Annotated in this window: 17 protein-coding genes; 9 read left to right on the top strand and 8 right to left on the bottom strand. The window is 73.9% G+C overall.

What is annotated here, in order from left to right; genetic code table 11:
• Nucleotides 1–42: 42 nt before the first annotated feature.
• Both ACIGHB_RS28045 and ACIGHB_RS28040 read left to right on the top strand, forming a co-directional pair.
• Entirely contained in the window at nt 43–1,935 is a 1,893-nt protein-coding gene (locus ACIGHB_RS28045) for a hypothetical protein (RefSeq protein ID WP_399916744.1), read from the top strand.
• Nucleotides 1,936–2,018: 83 nt separating this feature from the next.
• Nucleotides 2,019–3,479 carry a trehalose-6-phosphate synthase gene (locus ACIGHB_RS28040; protein WP_399916742.1) on the top strand — a complete coding sequence of 487 codons (1,461 nt, stop codon included), beginning with the start codon at nt 2,019–2,021 and terminating at the stop codon, nt 3,477–3,479.
• Nucleotides 3,480–3,570: 91 nt separating this feature from the next.
• Here ACIGHB_RS28040 and ACIGHB_RS28035 read toward each other — a convergent pair whose 3' ends face one another.
• On the bottom strand, nt 3,571–4,146 hold the full coding sequence (locus tag ACIGHB_RS28035; RefSeq protein ID WP_360308411.1) for a TerD family protein: 576 nt from the start codon (nt 4,144–4,146) through the stop codon (nt 3,571–3,573).
• 119 nt (nt 4,147–4,265) lie between these two features.
• Between ACIGHB_RS28035 and arfB the strand changes: the two genes are divergently transcribed.
• On the top strand, nt 4,266–4,703 hold the full coding sequence (gene arfB / locus ACIGHB_RS28030; RefSeq protein ID WP_360308408.1) for an alternative ribosome rescue aminoacyl-tRNA hydrolase ArfB: 438 nt from the start codon (nt 4,266–4,268) through the stop codon (nt 4,701–4,703).
• Between the two features lie 58 nt (nt 4,704–4,761).
• Here the strand turns inward: arfB and ACIGHB_RS28025 are convergent, their stop codons facing one another.
• Entirely contained in the window at nt 4,762–5,280 is a 519-nt protein-coding gene (locus ACIGHB_RS28025) for a flavin reductase family protein (RefSeq protein WP_360308517.1), read from the bottom strand.
• Nucleotides 5,281–5,696: 416 nt separating this feature from the next.
• Between ACIGHB_RS28025 and cdgB the strand changes: the two genes are divergently transcribed.
• Nucleotides 5,697–7,379, top strand: coding sequence for a diguanylate cyclase CdgB (gene cdgB, locus ACIGHB_RS28020; RefSeq protein ID WP_399916739.1), 1,683 nt, complete (start codon nt 5,697–5,699; stop codon nt 7,377–7,379).
• A gap of 84 nt (nt 7,380–7,463) precedes the next feature.
• Nucleotides 7,464–8,435 carry a CBM35 domain-containing protein gene (locus ACIGHB_RS28015; RefSeq protein ID WP_399916737.1) on the top strand — a complete coding sequence of 324 codons (972 nt, stop codon included), beginning with the start codon at nt 7,464–7,466 and terminating at the stop codon, nt 8,433–8,435.
• An 11-nt stretch (nt 8,436–8,446) separates the two neighbouring features.
• Here the strand turns inward: ACIGHB_RS28015 and ACIGHB_RS28010 are convergent, their stop codons facing one another.
• The 3 genes from ACIGHB_RS28010 to ACIGHB_RS28000 form a co-directional block, all read right to left on the bottom strand.
• The gene (locus tag ACIGHB_RS28010) at nt 8,447–9,370 is read right to left on the bottom strand and encodes a 1-phosphofructokinase family hexose kinase (RefSeq protein ID WP_399916735.1); all 924 of its coding nucleotides are present in this window, start codon (nt 9,368–9,370) and stop codon (nt 8,447–8,449) included.
• A 109-nt stretch (nt 9,371–9,479) separates the two neighbouring features.
• The gene (gene nagA / locus ACIGHB_RS28005) at nt 9,480–10,649 is read right to left on the bottom strand and encodes an N-acetylglucosamine-6-phosphate deacetylase (protein ID WP_360308396.1); all 1,170 of its coding nucleotides are present in this window, start codon (nt 10,647–10,649) and stop codon (nt 9,480–9,482) included.
• The gene (locus ACIGHB_RS28000; RefSeq protein ID WP_399916732.1) at nt 10,649–11,599 is read right to left on the bottom strand and encodes an ROK family protein; all 951 of its coding nucleotides are present in this window, start codon (nt 11,597–11,599) and stop codon (nt 10,649–10,651) included. The genes nagA and ACIGHB_RS28000 overlap by 1 nt, the downstream gene beginning before the upstream one ends.
• Nucleotides 11,600–11,793: 194 nt before the next feature.
• Between ACIGHB_RS28000 and ACIGHB_RS27995 the strand changes: the two genes are divergently transcribed.
• From ACIGHB_RS27995 to otsB, 3 genes are all read left to right on the top strand, one after another.
• Nucleotides 11,794–13,113, top strand: coding sequence for an extracellular solute-binding protein (locus tag ACIGHB_RS27995; RefSeq protein ID WP_360308390.1), 1,320 nt, complete (start codon nt 11,794–11,796; stop codon nt 13,111–13,113).
• Between the two features lie 12 nt (nt 13,114–13,125).
• Nucleotides 13,126–13,542, top strand: a complete 417-nt coding sequence (locus ACIGHB_RS27990; protein ID WP_399916730.1) for a DUF3263 domain-containing protein — start codon at nt 13,126–13,128, stop codon at nt 13,540–13,542.
• Nucleotides 13,543–13,616: 74 nt separating this feature from the next.
• Entirely contained in the window at nt 13,617–14,459 is an 843-nt protein-coding gene (otsB, locus tag ACIGHB_RS27985; RefSeq protein WP_360308387.1) for a trehalose-phosphatase, read from the top strand.
• A 15-nt stretch (nt 14,460–14,474) separates the two neighbouring features.
• Here the strand turns inward: otsB and ACIGHB_RS27980 are convergent, their stop codons facing one another.
• A complete protein-coding gene (locus ACIGHB_RS27980; protein ID WP_399916728.1) occupies nt 14,475–15,371 on the bottom strand; it encodes an NAD(P)-dependent oxidoreductase in 897 nt (298 codons plus the stop codon).
• A 95-nt stretch (nt 15,372–15,466) separates the two neighbouring features.
• Here ACIGHB_RS27980 and ACIGHB_RS27975 point away from each other — a divergent pair, with 95 nt between their 5' ends.
• A complete protein-coding gene (locus ACIGHB_RS27975) occupies nt 15,467–15,811 on the top strand; it encodes a helix-turn-helix domain-containing protein (protein WP_360308382.1) in 345 nt (114 codons plus the stop codon).
• A gap of 62 nt (nt 15,812–15,873) precedes the next feature.
• Here ACIGHB_RS27975 and ACIGHB_RS27970 read toward each other — a convergent pair whose 3' ends face one another.
• The gene (locus ACIGHB_RS27970) at nt 15,874–17,268 is read right to left on the bottom strand and encodes a M1 family metallopeptidase (RefSeq protein WP_399916725.1); all 1,395 of its coding nucleotides are present in this window, start codon (nt 17,266–17,268) and stop codon (nt 15,874–15,876) included.
• Between the two features lie 97 nt (nt 17,269–17,365).
• The gene (locus ACIGHB_RS27965; RefSeq protein WP_360308376.1) at nt 17,366–17,908 is read right to left on the bottom strand and encodes a heme-binding protein; all 543 of its coding nucleotides are present in this window, start codon (nt 17,906–17,908) and stop codon (nt 17,366–17,368) included.
• Nucleotides 17,909–18,122 lie beyond the last annotated feature (214 nt).

Here is an 18,122-nt window from a genome sequence, read left to right as displayed (position 1 = left end):
CATTGCCCTTTTATGCGATTCGTACGATCTCACCCCTCCCGCGTGACCGGCGCGCTCGCGGCGGGCCTCCTCGCCGCGGGCACGCTCACGCTGACGGCGGCAGGACCGGCCGCCGCCGACGTCGTCGAACCCTTCGGGGAGCGGTACCAGGAGTCCCTGTACGGGGACTTCACGACGATCGGCAACACCGTCATGGTCTGCCCCGAGGCCCCCGCCGACGTGGCCGCCCGCTGCGCCACCGCCACGAAGGGCGAGGGCTCCGACAACAACAACGCCTTCGTCATGCGCCGGGCCGACACCGACGGCGGCGGCGACGCGTACGGCTCCAGCACCGGCCGGATCCGTATCCCCGAGGGCGCCGAGGTGGCCTACGCCCGGCTCTCCTGGGGCGGCAACGACGGCACCTACCGGGGCCCCAGCGGGGCGCGCCTGAAGCGCTGCGACCTCTCCGGCTCCGACGTCGACCCCTCCCCCGGGGACCCGGCGACCACGGCCCCGCGGCTCACGGTCGGCGCGAAGGCGCCCGTGCCGGTCTCGATCGACAGCATGGTCGTGGACCCGGCCGACACCGGCGGGCCGCACTACTACACGGGCGAGTCCGACGTGACCGCCGCCTTCGCGGGCGTCTCGGGGACGAGCGCGCCGGTGGCGGTCGGGGTGGGCGGGGTGTGGGCGGCCGGCGGCAAGGGCTGCGTCGCCGGCTGGTCCCTGACGGTCGTCCACCGCTTCCCGGGCCCCGACCCCGTCAAGGCGCCGGAGCGGCGCAGCGTCCACCTCTACGGCGGGCACGTGCTCCAGCGCTCGACCTCCCCGGCGACGACGATCACCGTGGACGGCTTCCACCGCTCCCCGGGCAGGGCGCGGGCGAGCGTGACGGCGTACGAGGGCGACTGGAACACGCCCGGCGACACGTTCCTGGTGGACGGGAAGAACGTCACCGAGGCCCACACGGGCCGCACGAACAACTTCTTCGTCAGCGAGGACGACGGCGCGGTCTCCCCGGACCTGACCAACAACCTGTCCATCGACGCGAAGGAGTTCGACGTCCCGGAGGGCGCCGTCCCGGTGGGCGCGACCTCGGCGGAGCTGACCTTCTCCACCGCCGGCGACACCTACGTGCCCTCCGGCCTCGCCTTCTCGGTGCCGGTGCCGGACCTGGAGGTCACCAAGACGGCGAAGCCGCGCACGGTGAAGCCGGGCGACACCCTCACGTACACGATCACCGCGAAGAACGTCAGCGGGCGCGACTACCCGAACGCCTCCTTCGCCGACGACCTCACCGACACCCTCGACGACGCCGTCTACGCGGGCGACGCGGAGGCGGACCTCGGCGAGGTGAGCTACGAGCGGCCGCGGATCGGCTGGACCGGCGACATCCCGGCCGGGAAGACGGCGACCGTGACGTACTCGGTGACGGTGAAGGACCCGGCCGCCGGCGACGGGAAGCTCCGCAACGCGGTCGAGGTGACCTCCCCGCGCTCCAACTGCGGCGAGGGCAGCGAGGATCCGGCGTGCGCGGTGGCCCCGGTGGTGGAGACCCCGGACCCGACGCCGACGCCGTCCACGCCGACGCCGTCGCAGGACCCGGGCCCGTCTCAGGACCCGGGCCCGTCGGCGGACCCGACCGCGTCGCCGTCCGGGGAGCCGCGCCCGACGGCCCCGGAGACCGGCCGCCCGTCGGAGCGTCCCGCCACGGACCCCGCCGACCCGGACCCCTCGCCCTCCGTGACCACCCCCGCCGCCCCGGCGCCCGGCCCGAACCACGGCGGCGGCGGGGGCGGCGACGCGGCCTGGAGCGGCGGCGGGGACGGCGGCTCGATGGCCGAGACCGGCGCCGACGGCGAGCGGCTGTGGCTGCTCGGCGCGCTCGCGGTCGTCCTCGCCGCGACCGGCCTGGTCGCGAAGGCCGCGATGCGCGGCCGACGGAGCCGCTGACCCGCCGGCGGCCGTCCGTATCCGGCCGACCGCCGACCGTATACGTACGTTTGAGCGTTTACGGGACGGGCTAGGTTCGCCACATGGTTTCGGTACTCGTGGCATCCAACCGAGGGCCCGTCTCGTACACGCTCGGTGACGACGGCACGCTCTCCTCCCGCAGGGGCGGCGGCGGCCTCGTCTCCGGCCTGAGCGCCGTGGACTCCCAGGACGGCCTCTGGGTGTGCGCGGCGCTCGGCGACGGCGACCGCGAGGCGGTGCGGCGCGGCGTCGCCGAGCCCGGGGTGCGGATGCTGGACATCGACCCCGAGGTGTACGCCGACGCGTACAACGGCATCGCCAACTCGGTGCTGTGGTTCCTCCACCACCACCTGTACGACATCCCGCGCGAGCCCGTCTTCGACGCGGCCTTCCGGCGCCGCTGGGAGTCGTACCGCGCCTACAACCGCGCCTTCGCCGAGGCCCTGGCCGCCGAGGCCGCCGAGGGCGCGGCGGTCCTGGTGCAGGACTACCACCTGGCGCTGGTCCCCGGCATGCTCCGCGAGCTCCGCCCCGACCTGCGGATCGGCCACTTCACGCACACGCCGTGGGTGTCGCCGGAGTACCTGCGGATGGTGCCCGACGACATCGTCGAGGAGCTGCTGTGGGGCATGCTCGGCGCGGACGAGCTCGGCTTCCACACCTGGGGATGGGCCTCGTCCTTCATCAGCTGCTGCTCCCAGCGGGACGACGCCACGGGCATGGCCCAGGGCGTCTGGCCGAGCGGCGACCCCTGGCGCGGGGTGGAGTGGCGCCGGTACGGCGTCGGCAAGGGCCGCACCCGCGTCCACGCCTACCCCCTCGGCGTCGACGGCGACGAGCTGCGGGCGCTCGCCCACCGCCCCCAGGTGGACGACCGGCTGGCCCGGCTCCGCGAGGAGGTCGGCGGCCGGAAGACCATCGTCCGCGTCGACCGCACCGAGCTGTCCAAGAACATCCTGCGCGGCCTGCTGGCCTACCGGGAACTCCTCGTCACCCACCCCGAGTGGCGCGAGCGGGTCGTCCACCTGGCCTCCGCCTACCCCTCCCGGCAGGACCTGGAGTCGTACCGGGCGTACACGGCCTCCGTCGTGGCGCTGGCCGAGGAGATCAACGAGGAGTTCGGGACGCCCGGCTGGCAGCCGGTCCTGGTCTCCGTCGAGGACGACTTCACCCGCTCCCTCGCCGCCTACCGGCTCGCGGACGTGGCCCTGGTCAACCCGGTCAGGGACGGCATGAACCTGGTGGCGAAGGAGATACCCGTGGTCTCCGAGGAGGGCTGCGCGCTGGTCCTGTCGACCGGCGCCGGCGCCTACCGGGAACTGGCGCGGGACGCCCTCACCGTCGACCCGTACGACGTCTCCGCCACCGCCGAGGCCCTCCACACGGCGCTCACCATGCCGCCCGCCGAACGCGCCGAGCGCACCGAGCGCCTGGCCGCCGCCGCCACCGCCCTCCCGCCGCAGCGCTGGTTCCTCGACCAGCTGGCGGCCCTGCGGGAGCCGTCGCCCGACTCCGCCGCCTGACCCTCCGGACGAGCGGCCCGGCCCTCCGGACAAGGGGAGAGCCCCGGCGGTCGGGAGACCGGCCGGGGCTCTCGTGAGCGCTCGGGAAGCGTCAGAGGTTCACGCCGAAGTCACGGGCGATGCCCTCCAGGCCGGAGGCGTAGCCCTGGCCGACCGCGCGGAACTTCCACTCGGCGCCGTTGCGGTACAGCTCGCCGAAGACCATGGCGGTCTCGACGGCCGCGTCCTCGGAGAGGTCGTAGCGGGCGATCTCGGCGCCGCCGGCCTGGTTCACGATGCGGATGTACGCGTTGCGGACCTGGCCGAAGTTCTGCGAGCGGGAGACCGCGTCGTAGATGGAGACCGGGAAGACGATCTTGTCGACGTTCGCCGGGAGGCCCGCGAGGTTGACGTTGATCTGCTCGTCGTCGCCGCCGCCCTCACCGGTGCGGTTGTCACCCGTGTGGACGATGGTCTGGTCCGGCGTCGACTTGTTGTTGAAGAAGACGAAGTGGGCGTCCGAGGCGACCTTGCCCGCGGCGTCGACGCCGATCGCGGAGGCGTCCAGGTCGAAGTCGGTGCCGGTCGTCGTGCGGACGTCCCAGCCCAGGCCCACGGTGACGGCCGTCAGACCCGGCGCCTCCTTGGTGAGGGAGACGTTGCCACCCTTGGAGAGGCTCACTGCCATGGGAAGTCCCTTTCATCGTGGTTCAGCACGCTGTCTTCGCCCGGATAAACGCCGCGGAACGCCCTGCGGTTCCCGGGGACGTGAAAACAGGATGACGGTCCGGGCCCGCCGCGGGGAACATGGGAGGCATGTCAGGTCCGTATCAGATCCGCGGCTCCGTCTCGCTGCCCGAGGCCGAGCTCCAGTGGCGTTTCTCGCGCTCCTCGGGTCCCGGCGGCCAGCACGTGAACACCTCCGACTCCCGCGTCGAGCTGCTCTTCGACCTCGCCGCGACCCAGGCGCTGCCCGAGGTGTGGAAGTCCCGCGCCCTGGAACGGCTCGCCTCCCGGCTGGTGGACGGCGTGCTCACCGTACGGGCCTCCGAGCACCGCTCCCAGTGGCGCAACCGCGAGACGGCCGCCGTCCGTCTCGCCGCGCTGCTCGCCGAGGCGACGGCCCCGCCGCCGAAGCCCCGCAGGGCCACCCGCATCCCGCGCGGCATCAACGAGCGGCGGCTGCGGGAGAAGAAGCAGCGCGCCGAGACGAAACGCGGCCGACAGGGCCGCGACTGGGGCTGACCCGGCGGGGCCAACCCGGTGGCGGCGGCGCCCGGAAGGGCCGCCCGGCGCCCCGGGCTCAGCCCAGTCGGCGGTACCGGCCGCGGAAGTACGTGAGCGGCTCCCCGTCCGGCGCGGGCAGGCCGACCGACAGGACGCGGCCGATCACCAGGGTGTGGTCGCCCGCCACCACCCGGTTCTCCGTGCGGCACTCCAGGGTCGTGAGCGCCCCGCCGAGCAGCGGCGCCCCGCTCACCTCGCCCCGGGTGTACGGCAGGTCGGCGAAGAGGAGGCGGTCCGAGACGCGGCCCTTCATCGCGAAGCGGCCGGCGACCTGCCGCTGGCCCTCGCCGAGCACCGACACCGCCCAGACGGGCACCTCGTCCAGCAGGTCGTCCATCCGGGAGCCGTTGCGCAGGCTGACCAGGACCAGCGGCGGGTCGAGGGAGACGGAGAGGAAGGCGGTGGCCGTCATGCCGACGTCCTCGCCGCGCGGGCCGTCGTCGGGGTCGTGCGCGGTCACCAGGACCACACCGGCCGCGAGGCGGGACATGGCCGCCCGGAACTCGTCGTCGCTCACCCCCTCAGCATGAGGGATGGCGAGGTCCGTGACGGGCGGCGAGGGCGGCGTCTTCTGCGGGGTCTTCTGCGGGGTCTTCTGCGGGGTCTTCTGCGGGGTCTTCTGCAGCACACCGGCACGCTAGCCCCGGCTCCGCGCGGCCCGCATCGGGCCCGGGGACCAGGCCGGAGCCCGGCGCGGGTCCTAGGACCCGCACCCCCCGTAGCCCCTTGGAGCCGTACCCCTGCCGGGTATCGAGGGCAGGGAAGGACCGCCGGTCACTGCCGACCCGCCGGATCCCGCCACGCAATGCTGTGACTTGAGTCACAGAAGGCAGTATTTGCTGACCCTGTGTACCGGGTGCGCAGCTCGCTGTGATTCAGTGGCGGAGACAGTGCAGCACGAAGCCGATGAGAACCCTGGAGTTGCTGTCGAGGTCTCGGGGAGAGCGAGCGATGGAGACCGAGTCGGAGCCTTACGTCCGTCTCTCGACCCTGCGGCAGCTGCATCAGGTCGTGGCGGACCTCAACACCGCCCGCAGCCTCGCGGACACCCTGCAGACCGTCGCCGACGGCGTCGTCGCCGGCCTCAACTACCAGCTGGCCTGCGTGAACCTGGTCCGGCCCGACGGTGACCTGGTCGTCGCCGCCTTCGCCGGAGACCCCGCCGCCGAAGCCCTCATCACCGGCCGTGTCGGCTCCCGCGACGCCTGGGAGCGCCGCCTCACCATGGGCGTCCCCTGGGGCGACCTGCGGTTCATCCCGCACACCGAGGGCTGGGTCCTGATGGACGACGACGTGCCCCAGTGGCACACCGACGGCCCCGCCCCCCGCTTCGAGGACGAGTGGCACCCCCACGACCGCCTCTACGCCCCCATGTACGCCTCGGGGACCGGCAGGGAACTCCTCGGCGTCATATCCGTCGACCGCCCGCGCAACGGCCGGCACCCCGGACCCTGGGGGCAGGAAGCCCTCCAGATGTACGCCTCCCAGTCCGCCATCGCGATCAGCAACGCCCGGCTCCGCTCGAACATGCAGCGCGCCCTGGTCCGCCTGGAGCGTGAGCAGCAGGCCCTCCGCGCCAGCGAGGAATCCTTCCGGCAGGCGTTCGAATACGCCCCCTCGGGCATGGCCATCGCCGAACTCGGCGGCGACCAGCACGGCCGGCTCCTCCGCACCAACGACGCCCTCTGCCGGCTCCTCGGCCGGCCCGCCTCCGCGATGCGCCGCTACTCCTTCGCCGACCTCGTCCACCCCGAGGACATCGGCACCCTGCTCCGCACCTCCGCCGAAGGCGGCCGCGCCGAACTGCGGCTCGGCCGGCGCGACGGCACCTACGTCTGGGTGTCGCTGCGGAACTCGGTCGTCGCCGACACCGCCGACGGTCCCCGCTTCCTCCTCACCCACGTCGAGGACATCGAGGAGCGCAAGCGGCACGAGCTCCAGCTCGCCCACCGCGCCTCCCACGACGCCCTCACCGGGCTGCCCAACAGCGCCGAGCTGCGCTCCCGGCTCTCCGCCCGGCTCTGCGAGCGCCCCGCGCACACCGGCGCCTACCAGGGACCGGGCCCCGACGCGGGCTTCGGCCACCGCCCCGACCAGCTGCCCGCCGCGTACGAGGGCGGCTACGAGTACGAGCACGAGCACGAACACGGCTTCGGGTTCGAGCAGACCGGCGGCGGGGCGTACGACCACCACGTGCACACGGTCGCGCCCACCGGCGGCGACATCGACGACGGCACCAAGGGGCTCGCCGTCCTCTTCTGCGACCTCGACGGCTTCAAGTCGATCAACGACCGCTTCGGGCACCACACCGGCGACGCCGTCCTCATCGAGGTGGCCCGCCGGCTCACCACCGGCGTCAGGGACGGGGACACCGTCGCCCGTCTGGGCGGTGACGAGTTCGTCGTCCTCGCCGACGGTCTGGGCGCCGCCGACGCCGCCGACCTCGCCGTCCGGCTGCGCAACGCGATCATCCCGCCCATCCGGGTGGACGGCCGCGCGGTGCGTGTCGGGGCCAGTTTCGGCATCGGCTGGGCCGAGTGCGGGATGACCGTCGAAGAGGTCCTCAACTCCGCCGACCAGCGGATGTACGTGGAGAAGCGGTCCCGTGCCAAGGTGCACCGCCGCGCGGGATGATCGTTCCCGGCACGGCGGGTTCATTCGTTCGGGGTAGGCTCGCCGGGTCGGCGACGGCTGGCGAGCATGGAGAGGATGACCCGGATGGCTGCCGGTAACGACGGCGCGAACAAGCCCGAGGACGACGATCCGTTCGGCTACCTGTACGCGGACGGACAGGCAGCGGCCGGCCGCGCCCCGCAGGGCGGCGGCTACGGCTACCCAGGTCCGGCCCCCGCGCAGCCTGGCGTGCCCCGCACCTCGTACAACCAGGTCAGGACGGTCGGCGAGCGCCAGTACGGGCAGCAGCCCGCGCAGCCGTACGTGCCGCCGCAGCAGCAGCAGGCGTCGTACGGCCAGCCGCATCCGCAGTACGCGGCGCCCGAGACGTACCCCGGCAACGAGCGGACCCGCCAGGCCCCGATGCCTCCCCAGCGCGGTCGCGGCCCGAACACCAAGGGCCTGCTGATCGGCGCGGTCGCGGTGGTCGCGGTCGTCGTCGCCGGCATCACGGCGGCGATCATCGGCAACCAGAGCGGCAAGAAGGACGAGCAGGCGGGCGGCGGCACCACCCCCCAGTCCTCCGCCCCCGCCACCCCGAGCCAGGACCCCAGCGGCTCCGCGGACCCCACCGACGAGCCGACCAAGGCCCCCCTGCCCAAGCAGGACGCGGCCACGCTCACGCTCAGCGGCAGCGCCACGCTCGCCAAGGACGTCAAGGGCGCCGAGGGCGCCGACGGCGCCTATGTGGCGGGCTTCAACGCCCAGGGCTCCTCGGTCACCTGGAAGGCGACCATGCCCGAGGGCGGCAACTACTCGCTCACGGTCCGGTACGCGATCCCCGCGGTCGACGCCAACGCCACCCTGACGGTCAACGGCAAGGCGAACTCCCAGCCGATCGGCCTGAAGAACTTCATCCACTCCACGGACACCAACCTGGAGAAGAACTGGCAGACCACCTGGGCGCCGGTCGAGCTCCAGAAGGGCGACAACGAGATCAAGATCTCGTGCGAGACCGGCAACCAGTGCGACGTGCTCCTCGACTGGGTCGAGGTCACCCCGCCGAAGCGCTCCTAGCCGGACAGGCCCTAGGCGCTCTCCTCCGTGACGCGGACCTGCGGAAGCAGGTCCGCGTGGCGTTTCGGGTCGTACTCGCCGGCCGCCGGGGCGGCGACCGTGGCCGCAGCGAGGGCGGCGGCGTGCGCCAGGCGCTCGGGCCAGGGGGTGTCGTCGACCAGGCCCGCGAGGAGGGCGGCGACCACCGAGTCGCCGGCTCCCGTCGGGTCGCCGCGCACCGGGTCCGGGAGCACCGCGCTCCACAGGCCGTCCGGGGTGGCGGCGAGCAGGCCGTCGGCGCCGAGCGAGGTGACGACCGTGTGGGCGCCGCGGCGGCGCGCGTCCTGGGTGGCGCGGCGCGGTTCGCGGGAGCCGGTGAGGCCGGCGAGTTCGCCCGCGTCGGGCTTCACCAGGTCGGGGCGGGCGGCGATGCCGCGGCGGAGCGGTTCGCCGCCGGTGTCGAGGAGGACCGGCACGCCGGCCGCGCGGGCCGCCCGGACCAGCTCCGCGTAGGCGCCGACGTGGACGCCCGGCGGGAGGTCGCCGCAGAGGGCGACGGCCGCGGCCCCGTCGAGGAGCTCCGCGTACCGCTCGCGGAAGGCGGTCCACTCGGCGGCGGTGACGTCGGCGCCGGGCTCGTCGAACCGGGTCGCCTCCCCGGCGCCGGTGTCGACCACGGCGAGGGTGCGGCGGGTGGTCGCCTCGGTGGCGACGAGCGCGTCGGTCAGCCCGGGGACGGGGGCGAGCAGTTCGCGGAGCCGGTCCCCGGTCGGGCCGCCGGCGAAGCCGGTGACGACGGTCTCGTGGCCGAGCGCGGCGAGCACCCGGGCCACGTTGACGCCCTTGCCGCCGGGCCGCTCGGCGCCGCGGGCGACGCGGTGGCTCGTCCTCGGGACGAGGGCGGGGACCTCGTAGGTGAGGTCCAGCGCCGTGCTGAGGGTGACCGTGAGGATCACCTGTCCACCCCCGTACTTCCGGTAAGACCTGTGGAGACAGGCGCGATCATGCCAAAGGAACGGCGATCGGCCCAGCCCTCGGGCTCGATCACCGTCCCCTTTGGCCTGATCAGGCGGTCTGCGGCACCCGGACGGGGATGCCCTGGGGGGCGACGATCCACTCGCCCTTGCGCATGACGCCCTTGATGTCGAAGCCGGCGTCGAGGACCACCATGTCGGCGTCCTTGCCGGGCTCCAGGGAGCCGACCCGGTCGTAGACGCCGAGGAGGCGGGCCGGGTTGGCGGAGATGGCCTGGACGACGGACTCGACGGGGAGGCCGTCGACGGTGGCGGCGCGCTTGAAGGCGCGGTCCAGGGTGAGGGTGGAGCCGGCGATGGAGCCGCCCTCGACGAGCCGGGCCACGCTGTCCTTCACCTCGACCTCCAGCGGGCCGAGCATGTAGCGCCCGTCGCCGAAGCCGGCCGCGTCCATGGCGTCGGTGATGAAGGCGACGCGCTCGGGTCCCGCGTGGTGGAAGGCGAGCTCCAGGGCGGCCGGGTGGAGGTGGGTGCCGTCGTTGATGAGCTCGACGGTGATCCGCTCGTCCTCCAGGAGGGCGGCGATCGGGCCGGGCGCGCGGTGGCCGAGGGCGGGCATCGCGTTGTACAGGTGGGTGGCGACGGTGGCGCCGGCGTCGATGGCCTCGACGGTCTGCTCGTAGCTGGCGTCGGTGTGGCCGATGGCGGCGATGACGCCGTGCTCGGCGAGGAGGCGCACGGAGTCGATGCCGCCGGGCAGTTCGGTGGCGAGGGTGACCATCTTGGCGCGGCCCCGGGCGGCGTCGATCAGCTTGAGGACCTCGGCCGGGTGCGGGTCGCGCAGCAGGGTCTCGTCGTGGGCGCCCTTGCGGCAGGGGGAGATGAACGGGCCCTCGAAGTGGAGGCCGGCGATCTCGCCCTGCTCGGCGAGCTCGGAGAGCAGACCGGCCCGGGCGGTGAGGAAGTCCATGTCGCCGGTGACGAAGGAGGCGACGACGGTGGTGGTGCCGTGCAGCCGGTGGGTGTGGACGCCCTTGAGGACGTCCTCGACGGTGCCGGAGGTGAAGGAGGCGCCGCCGCCGCCGTGGTTGTGCATGTCGACGAAGCCGGGCACGAGCCAGTGGCCGGTGAGGTCCAGGACGGGGGCGTCCTCCGGGGCGGAGCCCGCGATGCGGCCGCCGTCGACGATCACGCGTCCGTTCTCGACGATCCCGGTGGGCAGCACGACGCGTGCGCCGGCGAGAACCTTGTGATCGGACATCAGGCGGAAACCTCCGGTTCGGTGGTGCGCTGGTCGGCGAGCAGGTCCCAGGCGAGGAGGCCCGCGCCCAGGCATCCGGCGGTGTCCCCGAGGGCCGCCGGGACGATGGCGGGCAGCTTCTGGAAGGTCACGCGTGCCTCCACCGCGGCCCGAAGGGGTGTGAACAAGGTTTCCCCGGCCTCGGCGAGACCGCCACCGATGACGAGGGTGCGCGGGTCCAGCAGGGTGAGGGCGGTGACCAGGCCGTCGGCGAGGGCGTCCACCGCGTCCTGCCAGACGCGGACGGCGACGGGGTCGCCGGACTCGACCGCCTTGGCGCAGTCGGCGGCGTCCGCCTCGGGGTCGCCGGACGCCTCGGCCCAGGCGAGCGAGACGGCGGAGGCGGAGGCGTACCGCTCCAGACAGCCGCGCTGGCCGCAGGCGCAGTCGGTGCCGCCGGGGCGCACCACGATGTGGCCGATCTCGCCCGCGTAGCCGTGGGCGCCGGCCTCGATGCGGTCGCCGATGCCGATGGCGCCGGCGATGCCGGTGCCGAGGGGCACGAAGAGGAAGCGGTCGGCGCCGTGCCCGGCGCCGATGCGGCCCTCGGCGAGGCCGCCGGTGCGCACGTCGTGGCCGAGGGCGACGGGGACGCCGTCGAGGCGGGCGCTGAGGAGGGCGCGGAGGGGGACGTCGCGCCAGCCGAGGTTGGCGGCGTAGACGGCGATGCCGTTCTCGGCGTCGACGATGCCGGGGACGGCGACCCCGGCGGCCGCGGCGGGCTCGCCGTACCGCTCCTGGCCGAGGGCGCGGAGCTCCTCGGCGAAGCCGAGGATGGTCTCCACCACGGCGTCGGGGCCGCGGCGGCGCCCGGTGGCGCGGCGGGCCTCGTGGAGCAGGGTGCCGTCCGCCCCGACGAGGGCGGCCTTCATGCCGGTGCCGCCCACATCCAGGGCGATGACGTGTCTCACGGGGGACAGTCTCGCCCGCGACCACCCAAAAGGTCTAGTCCACTGCCGAGGATTGTTGCGCTCGGATACAAATTCGGGCCGCAAGGTGTGGGGGGTTTGTGGCGAAGGTCCCGCCGGAGTTGCGGAAGTGGTAGCGGACTGGTGTAGACCTCTTGTTCGGGTGTCGGGGAGAGTTTCGAATCCCGTCCCGATGTATGTGCAGCTCACTGCTGCTCAACGACGAGCAAAAGGTGGATGAAGCCGTGGAGCGGCGACGATTTCTTGGACTGACCGCGGCCGCCGCGGCCCTGGGCCTGACCGCCACGGTCGCCGGCTGCGGCACCCTCGGCGGTGACGGCGGCGACGTGACCCTGCGCCTGGTCGCCGCCGACTACGACCTCACCGGCGGCAACACCACCAAGAAGTACTGGGACGACCTCGTCGCCGCCTTCCAGGCCGGCCACCCGGGGATCAAGGTCCAGGTCCAGATCGAGTCCTGGGACGACGTCGACCGCAAGGTCGCCGAGATGGTGAAGGCCGGCCAGGCCCCCGACGTCGCCCAGATCGGCGCCTACGCCGACTACGCCGCCGCCGGGCAGCTCTACGCCGCCGACGACCTCCTGACCATCCCGGTGCAGGCGAACTTCGTCCCGGCGCTCGCCGAGGCCGGTGAGCACAAGCACACCCAGTACGGCATGCCGTTCGTCGCCTCCACCCGCCCCCTCTTCTACAACGCCGACCTTTTCGAGAAGGCCGGCGTCAAGCCCCCCACCACCTGGGACGAGCTCGCCGAGGTCGCGGAGAAGCTCAAGGACGACGGCGTCCGCACCCCCTTCGCGCTCCCCCTCGGCCCCGAGGAGGCCCAGGCCGAGTCGCTGATGTGGCTGCTGGCCGGCGAGGGCGGCTGGACCGACGAGTCCGACCGGTACACCATCGACTCCGATGCCAACACCAAGACCTTCACCTGGCTGAAGGAGAAGCTCGTCGCGCCCGGCCTCACCGGGCCCATCGCCCCCGGCAAGCTCAACCGCAAGGCCGCCTTCGCCGCCTTCGCGCGCGGCGAGGTCGGCATGCTCAACGGCCACCCGTCGCTCGTGCAGGAGGCCGCCAAGCAGGGCGTGAAGGTCGGCCAGGCGCCGCTGCCCGGCGTCGACGGACCGGCCGAGGCCACCATGGGCGTCGCCGACTGGATCATGGGCTTCCAGCAGAACGGCCACCGCAAGGAGATCGGGGCCTTCCTCGACTTCGTCTTCAGCGACGAGAACGTGCTGAAGTTCGCCGGCGACAACGACCTGCTGCCCGCCACCGTCAGCGCCTCCGCCCGCATGGAGACCGCGAGCGAGCACGCCGGCCTGCGCGAGTTCCTGAAGGCACTGCCCACCGCGCAGCTCCCGCCGGTCGGCAAGACCTCCTGGGCCAAGGTCAGCGAGACCATCAAGAAGGACATCGGGAAGGCCGTCACCCCCGCCGGCCGCCCCGACGACGTCCTCGCCGCCATCGCCCGCACCGCGACGACGGCGGAGGCGGCCGAGTAATAGGTTGACCGTATGAGCGAAGAGACGGGGGACGGCGCCGACGGCCGCGGCGGGCTCGACGGCGCCTCCGAGGACGCCGGGGCGGACGGCGCCGAGGCCGACGCGGACGGCACCACGGACGCCGAGGCCGACGCGGACGGCGCCGCGGACGCCGAGCCCGACGCGGACGGCACCGCCGACGCCGGTGACGGCAGCGACGGCGACGGCGGGCTCGGTGAGCGGGAGCGGGCCGTGCTGGCCGTCGAGCGGCGGTCCTGGCCCGGGCCCGGGGCCAAGGAGCGGGCCGTCCGTGAGGGCCTCGGGCTCTCGCCGACCCGCTACTACCAGCTCCTCAACGCCCTCCTCGACGACCCGCGCGCCCTCGCCCACGACCCCGTCACGGTCAACCGGCTGCGCCGGGTCCGGGAGGAGAAGCGGCGCCGGCGGTAAACCCGCCGGGGCCGGTCCACGAGGTGAGTCCGGCCACGCTGACGGCCGCCGCCCGCGTGGGTAGGGTCGGCCGTATGGTCAGCAGCCTTCCGCACCCGGCCACACCCACCGGCCGCGACGGCCTCGCCGCGCTCCTCGCGCGCCCTTCCGAGGCCGTCGTCGCCCTCGACTTCGACGGGACGCTCGCCGAGATCGTCCCCGACCCCGAGCAGGCCCGCGCCCACCCCGGCGCCGTCCCCGCGCTCGCCGCCCTCGCCCCGCACCTGGCCGCCGTCGTCATCGTGACCGGCCGCCCCGCGGGGGTCGCCGTCCGCCACGGCGGCCTCGCCGGCGTGCCCGGCCTCGGTCACCTCACCGTCCTCGGCCACTACGGCGCCGAGCGCTGGGACGCCGCCACCGGCACCGTCACCGCCGCCGCCCCGCACCCCGGGGTCGCCTCGGTCCGCGCCGAACTCCCCGGCTTCCTCCACCGGTACGGCGCCTGGCCCGGCGTCTGGATCGAGGAGAAGGGGCGCGCGGTCGCCGTCCACACCCGCCGGGCCCAGGACCCGCAGGGCGCCTTCGAGGCCCTGCGGGGCCCGCTGGGCGACCTGGCCGCCGCACACGGCCTGGTCCTGGAGCCCGGCAGGCTGGTCCTGGAGCTGCGGCCCCCCGGCATGGACAAGGGGGTCGCGCTGGCGGAGTTCGTACGGGAGAAGTCCGCCCGGTCCGTCCTCTACGCGGGCGACGACCTGGGCGACCTGCCGGCCTTCGCCGCCGTGGAGAAGCTGCGCGGCGACGGCCTTCCGGGCCTGCTGGTCTGCTCCGGCTCCTCCGAGGTGCCGGAACTCGCCGACCGCGCCGACCTGTCCGTGGACGGCCCCGCCGGAGTCGTCGGCCTCCTCGCACGCCTCGCGGAGGCGGTGACGGACGGCTGAGCGGGATCCGGCCCGTCAGCGGTCCCGGACGAGCAGGTCCACCGTGCCCGTCAGGTCCTCCAGGCCGGTGCTCCGGTCGAGGAGGCGGCTCATCAGCGCGAACTGGGGCCGGATCAGCTCCGCGCTGACGCCCTGCTCCTCGGCGGTGGCCAGCAGGGTCTTCGTGCCGGCCACCTGCATCGCCAGGTTGGAGACCACGTCCGAGGTGAGATCGCCGCTCACCAGCTGGCTGGCCGTCTGCCCCACCGACGGGTCGACCATCGCCTTGATCCAGTCGCCGAGCAGCGGGGCGAACGCGACCGGGTCGATGTTCTCCCGCCGGATCAGGGCGAAGGCGTGCGTGGCCCCGGCGAACATGCCGTACATGGCGCTGAGCAGCGCCACGTCGTGCAGGGCCGCGAAGCCCGGGTCCTCGCCGACGTACGTGGTGCCGACCGGCACGGCGAGGGTCTCCCGGTGCAGCTCGAACAGCTCCCGCGAGCCGCTGTAGAACACGTAGCCGCCGGCCTCCGGGACGCCGACCATCGGCGGGACGGCCATGATGCCGCCGTCCAGGTAGCGCGCGCCGCGCTCCTCGGCCCACGCGGCGCGGGCCCGGGCCTCGGCGGGGGTCGTGGTGGTCAGGTTGACCAGGTCCTTGCCGGTGAGGTCGACGCCGTCCAGGGTGGCCTCCACCGAGGCGTCGTCGAGGAGGCAGAGGAGGACGAGGGTGCTCGCCGCCACCGCCTCGGCCGCGCTGTCCGCGACCTCGGCCCCCTCGGGGGCCAGCGCCTCCGCGCGGGCCGGGGTGCGGTTCCAGACGGTGAGCGGGTGACCGGCGGTGAGCCAGGTGCGGGCGAGGGCGGTGCCCATCGCGCCGAGGCCGAGGAGGGAGACGGGGGTCTGCTGCGAGGTGGAGGTCGTGGCGTTCATGGGACCAGCCTGCGGCCGGGCGGTTGAGCGCTCAAGTACCCACTTCGGAGTGGGTGGTTACCCTGGGGTGAGCGAGCAGGTCAGGAGGGTGCGGGATGACGACGCTGAACCGGCCGGAGGCCGACGGGGAACACGTCTGCGGGATCGACACCGCGATGGAGGTGATCGGCGGCAAGTGGAAGGTGCTCATCCTGTGGGCGCTCCACGACGGCACGGAACGGCGCTTCGGCGAGCTGCGCCGGATGGTGCCGGGCGTCACCGAGAAGGTCCTCGCCTCGCACCTGCGGGAGATGGAGGCGGACGGGATCGTCCGCCGCGTCTCGTACGAGGAGGTCCCGCCGCGCGTCGAGTACGGCCTCACCAAGGACGGCATGCGCCTCAACGACGCCCTGGAGCCCCTCGCGGCCTGGGGCCGCGAGCGGGGCGAGCGGACCGCCTAGCCGGGGCGGGCGGACCACCTAGCCAGGGCGAGCGGACGACCCGCCGGCACGGGACGGACCGCCTAGCCGGGGTTCGCCGGCTTCTCCTCGCCGTACAGCCAGACGTCCCACACCGCGTCCAGGCCCCGTCCCGCCACCGTCTCCGCGTACGCCGTGAAGTCCTCCGTGGTCGCGTTGGCGTGCCGGTACTTCGCGGCCCACCCCCGCAGCAGCTCGTCGAAGACCTCGTCGCCGACCGCCTCCCGCACCTTGTGCAGGACCATCGCGCCGCGCTGGTAGACGGGCGCGCCGAAGAGGTTCTCCGCGGCGGGCGGATCCGCGGGCGGGAAGGCCCAGTTGGCCTCGTCCGCGAAGGCGTCCTCGAAGGCGCTCCGGGCGGGGACGTCCTCGTGGTCCTCCGCGTACCGCCACTCGGCGTAGGTGGCGAAGCCCTCGTTGAGCCAGATGTCCTGCCAGCTCTCGGGGGTGACGGAGTTCCCGAACCACTGGTGGGCCAGTTCGTGGACGAGGGTCGTGCGGTCGAAGGAGGAGGCCGGGAAGACGGGCCGGGTCTGGGTCTCCAGGGCGTAGCCGAGGAGGCCGTCGGCGGTGACGACGGCGCCGGCCGCGCCGAAGGGGTACGGGCCGTAGCGGTCGCGCTGGTCGGCGAGGAGCGCGGGCAGTTCGGCGCGGAGCGCGGCGGTGGCGGCGGTGAGCGAGGGGTCGACCGCGGTGACGACGGGGATGTCGCCGAGCGCGGTGCCGGTGGTGGTCTCGTACCGGCCGATCATCACGGTCGCGAGGTAGCTCGCCATCGGCTCGGACTGGCGCCAGACCGTGCGGGTGCGGTCGCCGGAGACGGGGGCGGCGGAGACCCTGACGCCGTTGGAGAGGGCGGTCAGGCGGCTGGGGGCGGTCAGCGCGATCTCGTAGGACGCCTTGTCCGAGGGGTGGTGGTTGCCGGGGAACCAGGTCATGGAGCCGGCCGGTTCGCCGACCGCGAGGGCCCCGTCGGTGCTGTTCAGCCAGCCCTCGGTGGAGCCGTCGGGGTCGGTGAGCGGCTCGGGCACGCCGGAGTAGTCGACGGTGACGGTGAACTCGTCGCCCTGCCGCAGTTCGTCGCGGGGGCGGAGGGTCAGCTCGTCGCCGGCCCGGTTGGCGGCGGCCGGAGCGCCGTCGACGGTCGCCTTCGCCACGGTGAGGCCGGCGAGGTCGAGGTTGAACGCGGACAGGTCCTGGGTGGCGCGGGCGGTGATCCGCGCGGTGCCGTCGAGGCGGCCGGCGGCCGGGTCGAAGGCGAGGTCGAGGGCGTAGTGGGAGACGTCGTAGCCGCCGTTTCCGAGCCGGGGGAAGTACGGGTCCTGCACCCCGGCCGCGCCGGGCGTGCCCCGCACCCCGCCGGCCGCGGAGGTGCAGCCGCCGGTGACGAGGACGAGCACGGCGAGGGTCACGGACGTCACGCGCTTCACGCACTTCACGTACGAATCCTAGACAAGCCGGGCAGGGGGTGACGGTGAAGGCGCCCGTCGGGGGGAGCCGGGCGCCTTCACCGGTCTGGGGGGGTACCTCGGGGTGTTACTTCGCCAGCTCGGCGACGCCGGCGCGGGCGAACTTCTCGTCCAGGTCGCCGGAGGGGGCGCCGGCCACGCCGATGCCGGCGATCGGGCCGCCGTTGGCGGTGACCGGGGCGCCGCCGCCGAGGAAGAGGGTGCCCGGGATGTCCTTCAGGTTCGGGGCCTGCTCCAGGCGCTTGGCGAGCTCGGAGGTCGGGGCGTTCCAGGAGACGGCCGTGTACGCCTTGCGGACCGCCGACTCGTAGGACTGCGGGCCGGCGCCGTCGCCGCGCAGGGTGACGATGGTGTTGCCGTTGCGGTCGACCACGGCCACGGAGACGCGCTGGTTCTCCTTCTCGGCGGCCTCCAGGACGGCCTCGGCGGCGTCGGTGGCGGCGTCGATGGTGAGGTGGGTGGTCTGGCGCAGGTTGCCGCGGTCCGCGTCGGCCTTGGCGACGGCTGCGGGGGCGGCGGCCGGGGCGGTCGCGTTCGCCGAGACGGCGCCGAAGGTGCCGGCGGTCAGGACGGCGGCGGCGGTGGCACCGAGAACGAGCTTCTTCTTCATGGTGGGCTCCCGAGGAGGTCGTGGCGGACCTGACCGGTCCGGCGTGAGGAGGTGAGGAGGGCGAGGAGGTGAGGAGGTGAGGAGGTCTCCGTCGCTCTGCCCTCCATCCTGGGTCCGGTTCCCGTCCCGTACGGTCGACGGTCCGGCTGCCCTCGGGGCGCGCACCGGACGATGCCCGGGTCAGCCGATCGGCTGATGCCGGGGTGGTCCGCGC

Source organism: Streptomyces sp. NPDC085460 (assembly GCF_044541975.1).
In the GTDB taxonomy this organism is placed as follows: domain Bacteria; phylum Actinomycetota; class Actinomycetes; order Streptomycetales; family Streptomycetaceae; genus Streptomyces.
The sequence above is the reverse complement of the archived record's forward strand: the minus strand, read 5'-3'. Positions and strand labels throughout refer to the sequence as shown.

Excerpts from the sequence above, each read along its gene's own strand:
- ACIGHB_RS27980 (WP_399916728.1), bottom strand. The coding sequence starts at position 15,371 with ATGAACGCCACGACCTCCACCTCGCAGCAGACCCCCGTCTCCCTCCTC.
- ACIGHB_RS28040 (WP_399916742.1), top strand. The coding sequence starts at position 2,019 with ATGGTTTCGGTACTCGTGGCATCCAACCGAGGGCCCGTCTCGTACACG.
- ACIGHB_RS27995 (WP_360308390.1), top strand. The coding sequence starts at position 11,794 with ATGTGCAGCTCACTGCTGCTCAACGACGAGCAAAAGGTGGATGAAGCC.
- ACIGHB_RS28015 (WP_399916737.1), top strand. The coding sequence starts at position 7,464 with ATGGCTGCCGGTAACGACGGCGCGAACAAGCCCGAGGACGACGATCCG.
- arfB (WP_360308408.1), top strand. The coding sequence starts at position 4,266 with ATGGGAGGCATGTCAGGTCCGTATCAGATCCGCGGCTCCGTCTCGCTG.
- ACIGHB_RS27965 (WP_360308376.1), bottom strand. The coding sequence starts at position 17,908 with ATGAAGAAGAAGCTCGTTCTCGGTGCCACCGCCGCCGCCGTCCTGACC.
- ACIGHB_RS27990 (WP_399916730.1), top strand. The coding sequence starts at position 13,126 with ATGAGCGAAGAGACGGGGGACGGCGCCGACGGCCGCGGCGGGCTCGAC.
- nagA (WP_360308396.1), bottom strand. The coding sequence starts at position 10,649 with ATGTCCGATCACAAGGTTCTCGCCGGCGCACGCGTCGTGCTGCCCACC.
- ACIGHB_RS27975 (WP_360308382.1), top strand. The coding sequence starts at position 15,467 with ATGACGACGCTGAACCGGCCGGAGGCCGACGGGGAACACGTCTGCGGG.
- otsB (WP_360308387.1), top strand. The coding sequence starts at position 13,617 with ATGGTCAGCAGCCTTCCGCACCCGGCCACACCCACCGGCCGCGACGGC.
- cdgB (WP_399916739.1), top strand. The coding sequence starts at position 5,697 with ATGGAGACCGAGTCGGAGCCTTACGTCCGTCTCTCGACCCTGCGGCAG.
- ACIGHB_RS28035 (WP_360308411.1), bottom strand. The coding sequence starts at position 4,146 with ATGGCAGTGAGCCTCTCCAAGGGTGGCAACGTCTCCCTCACCAAGGAG.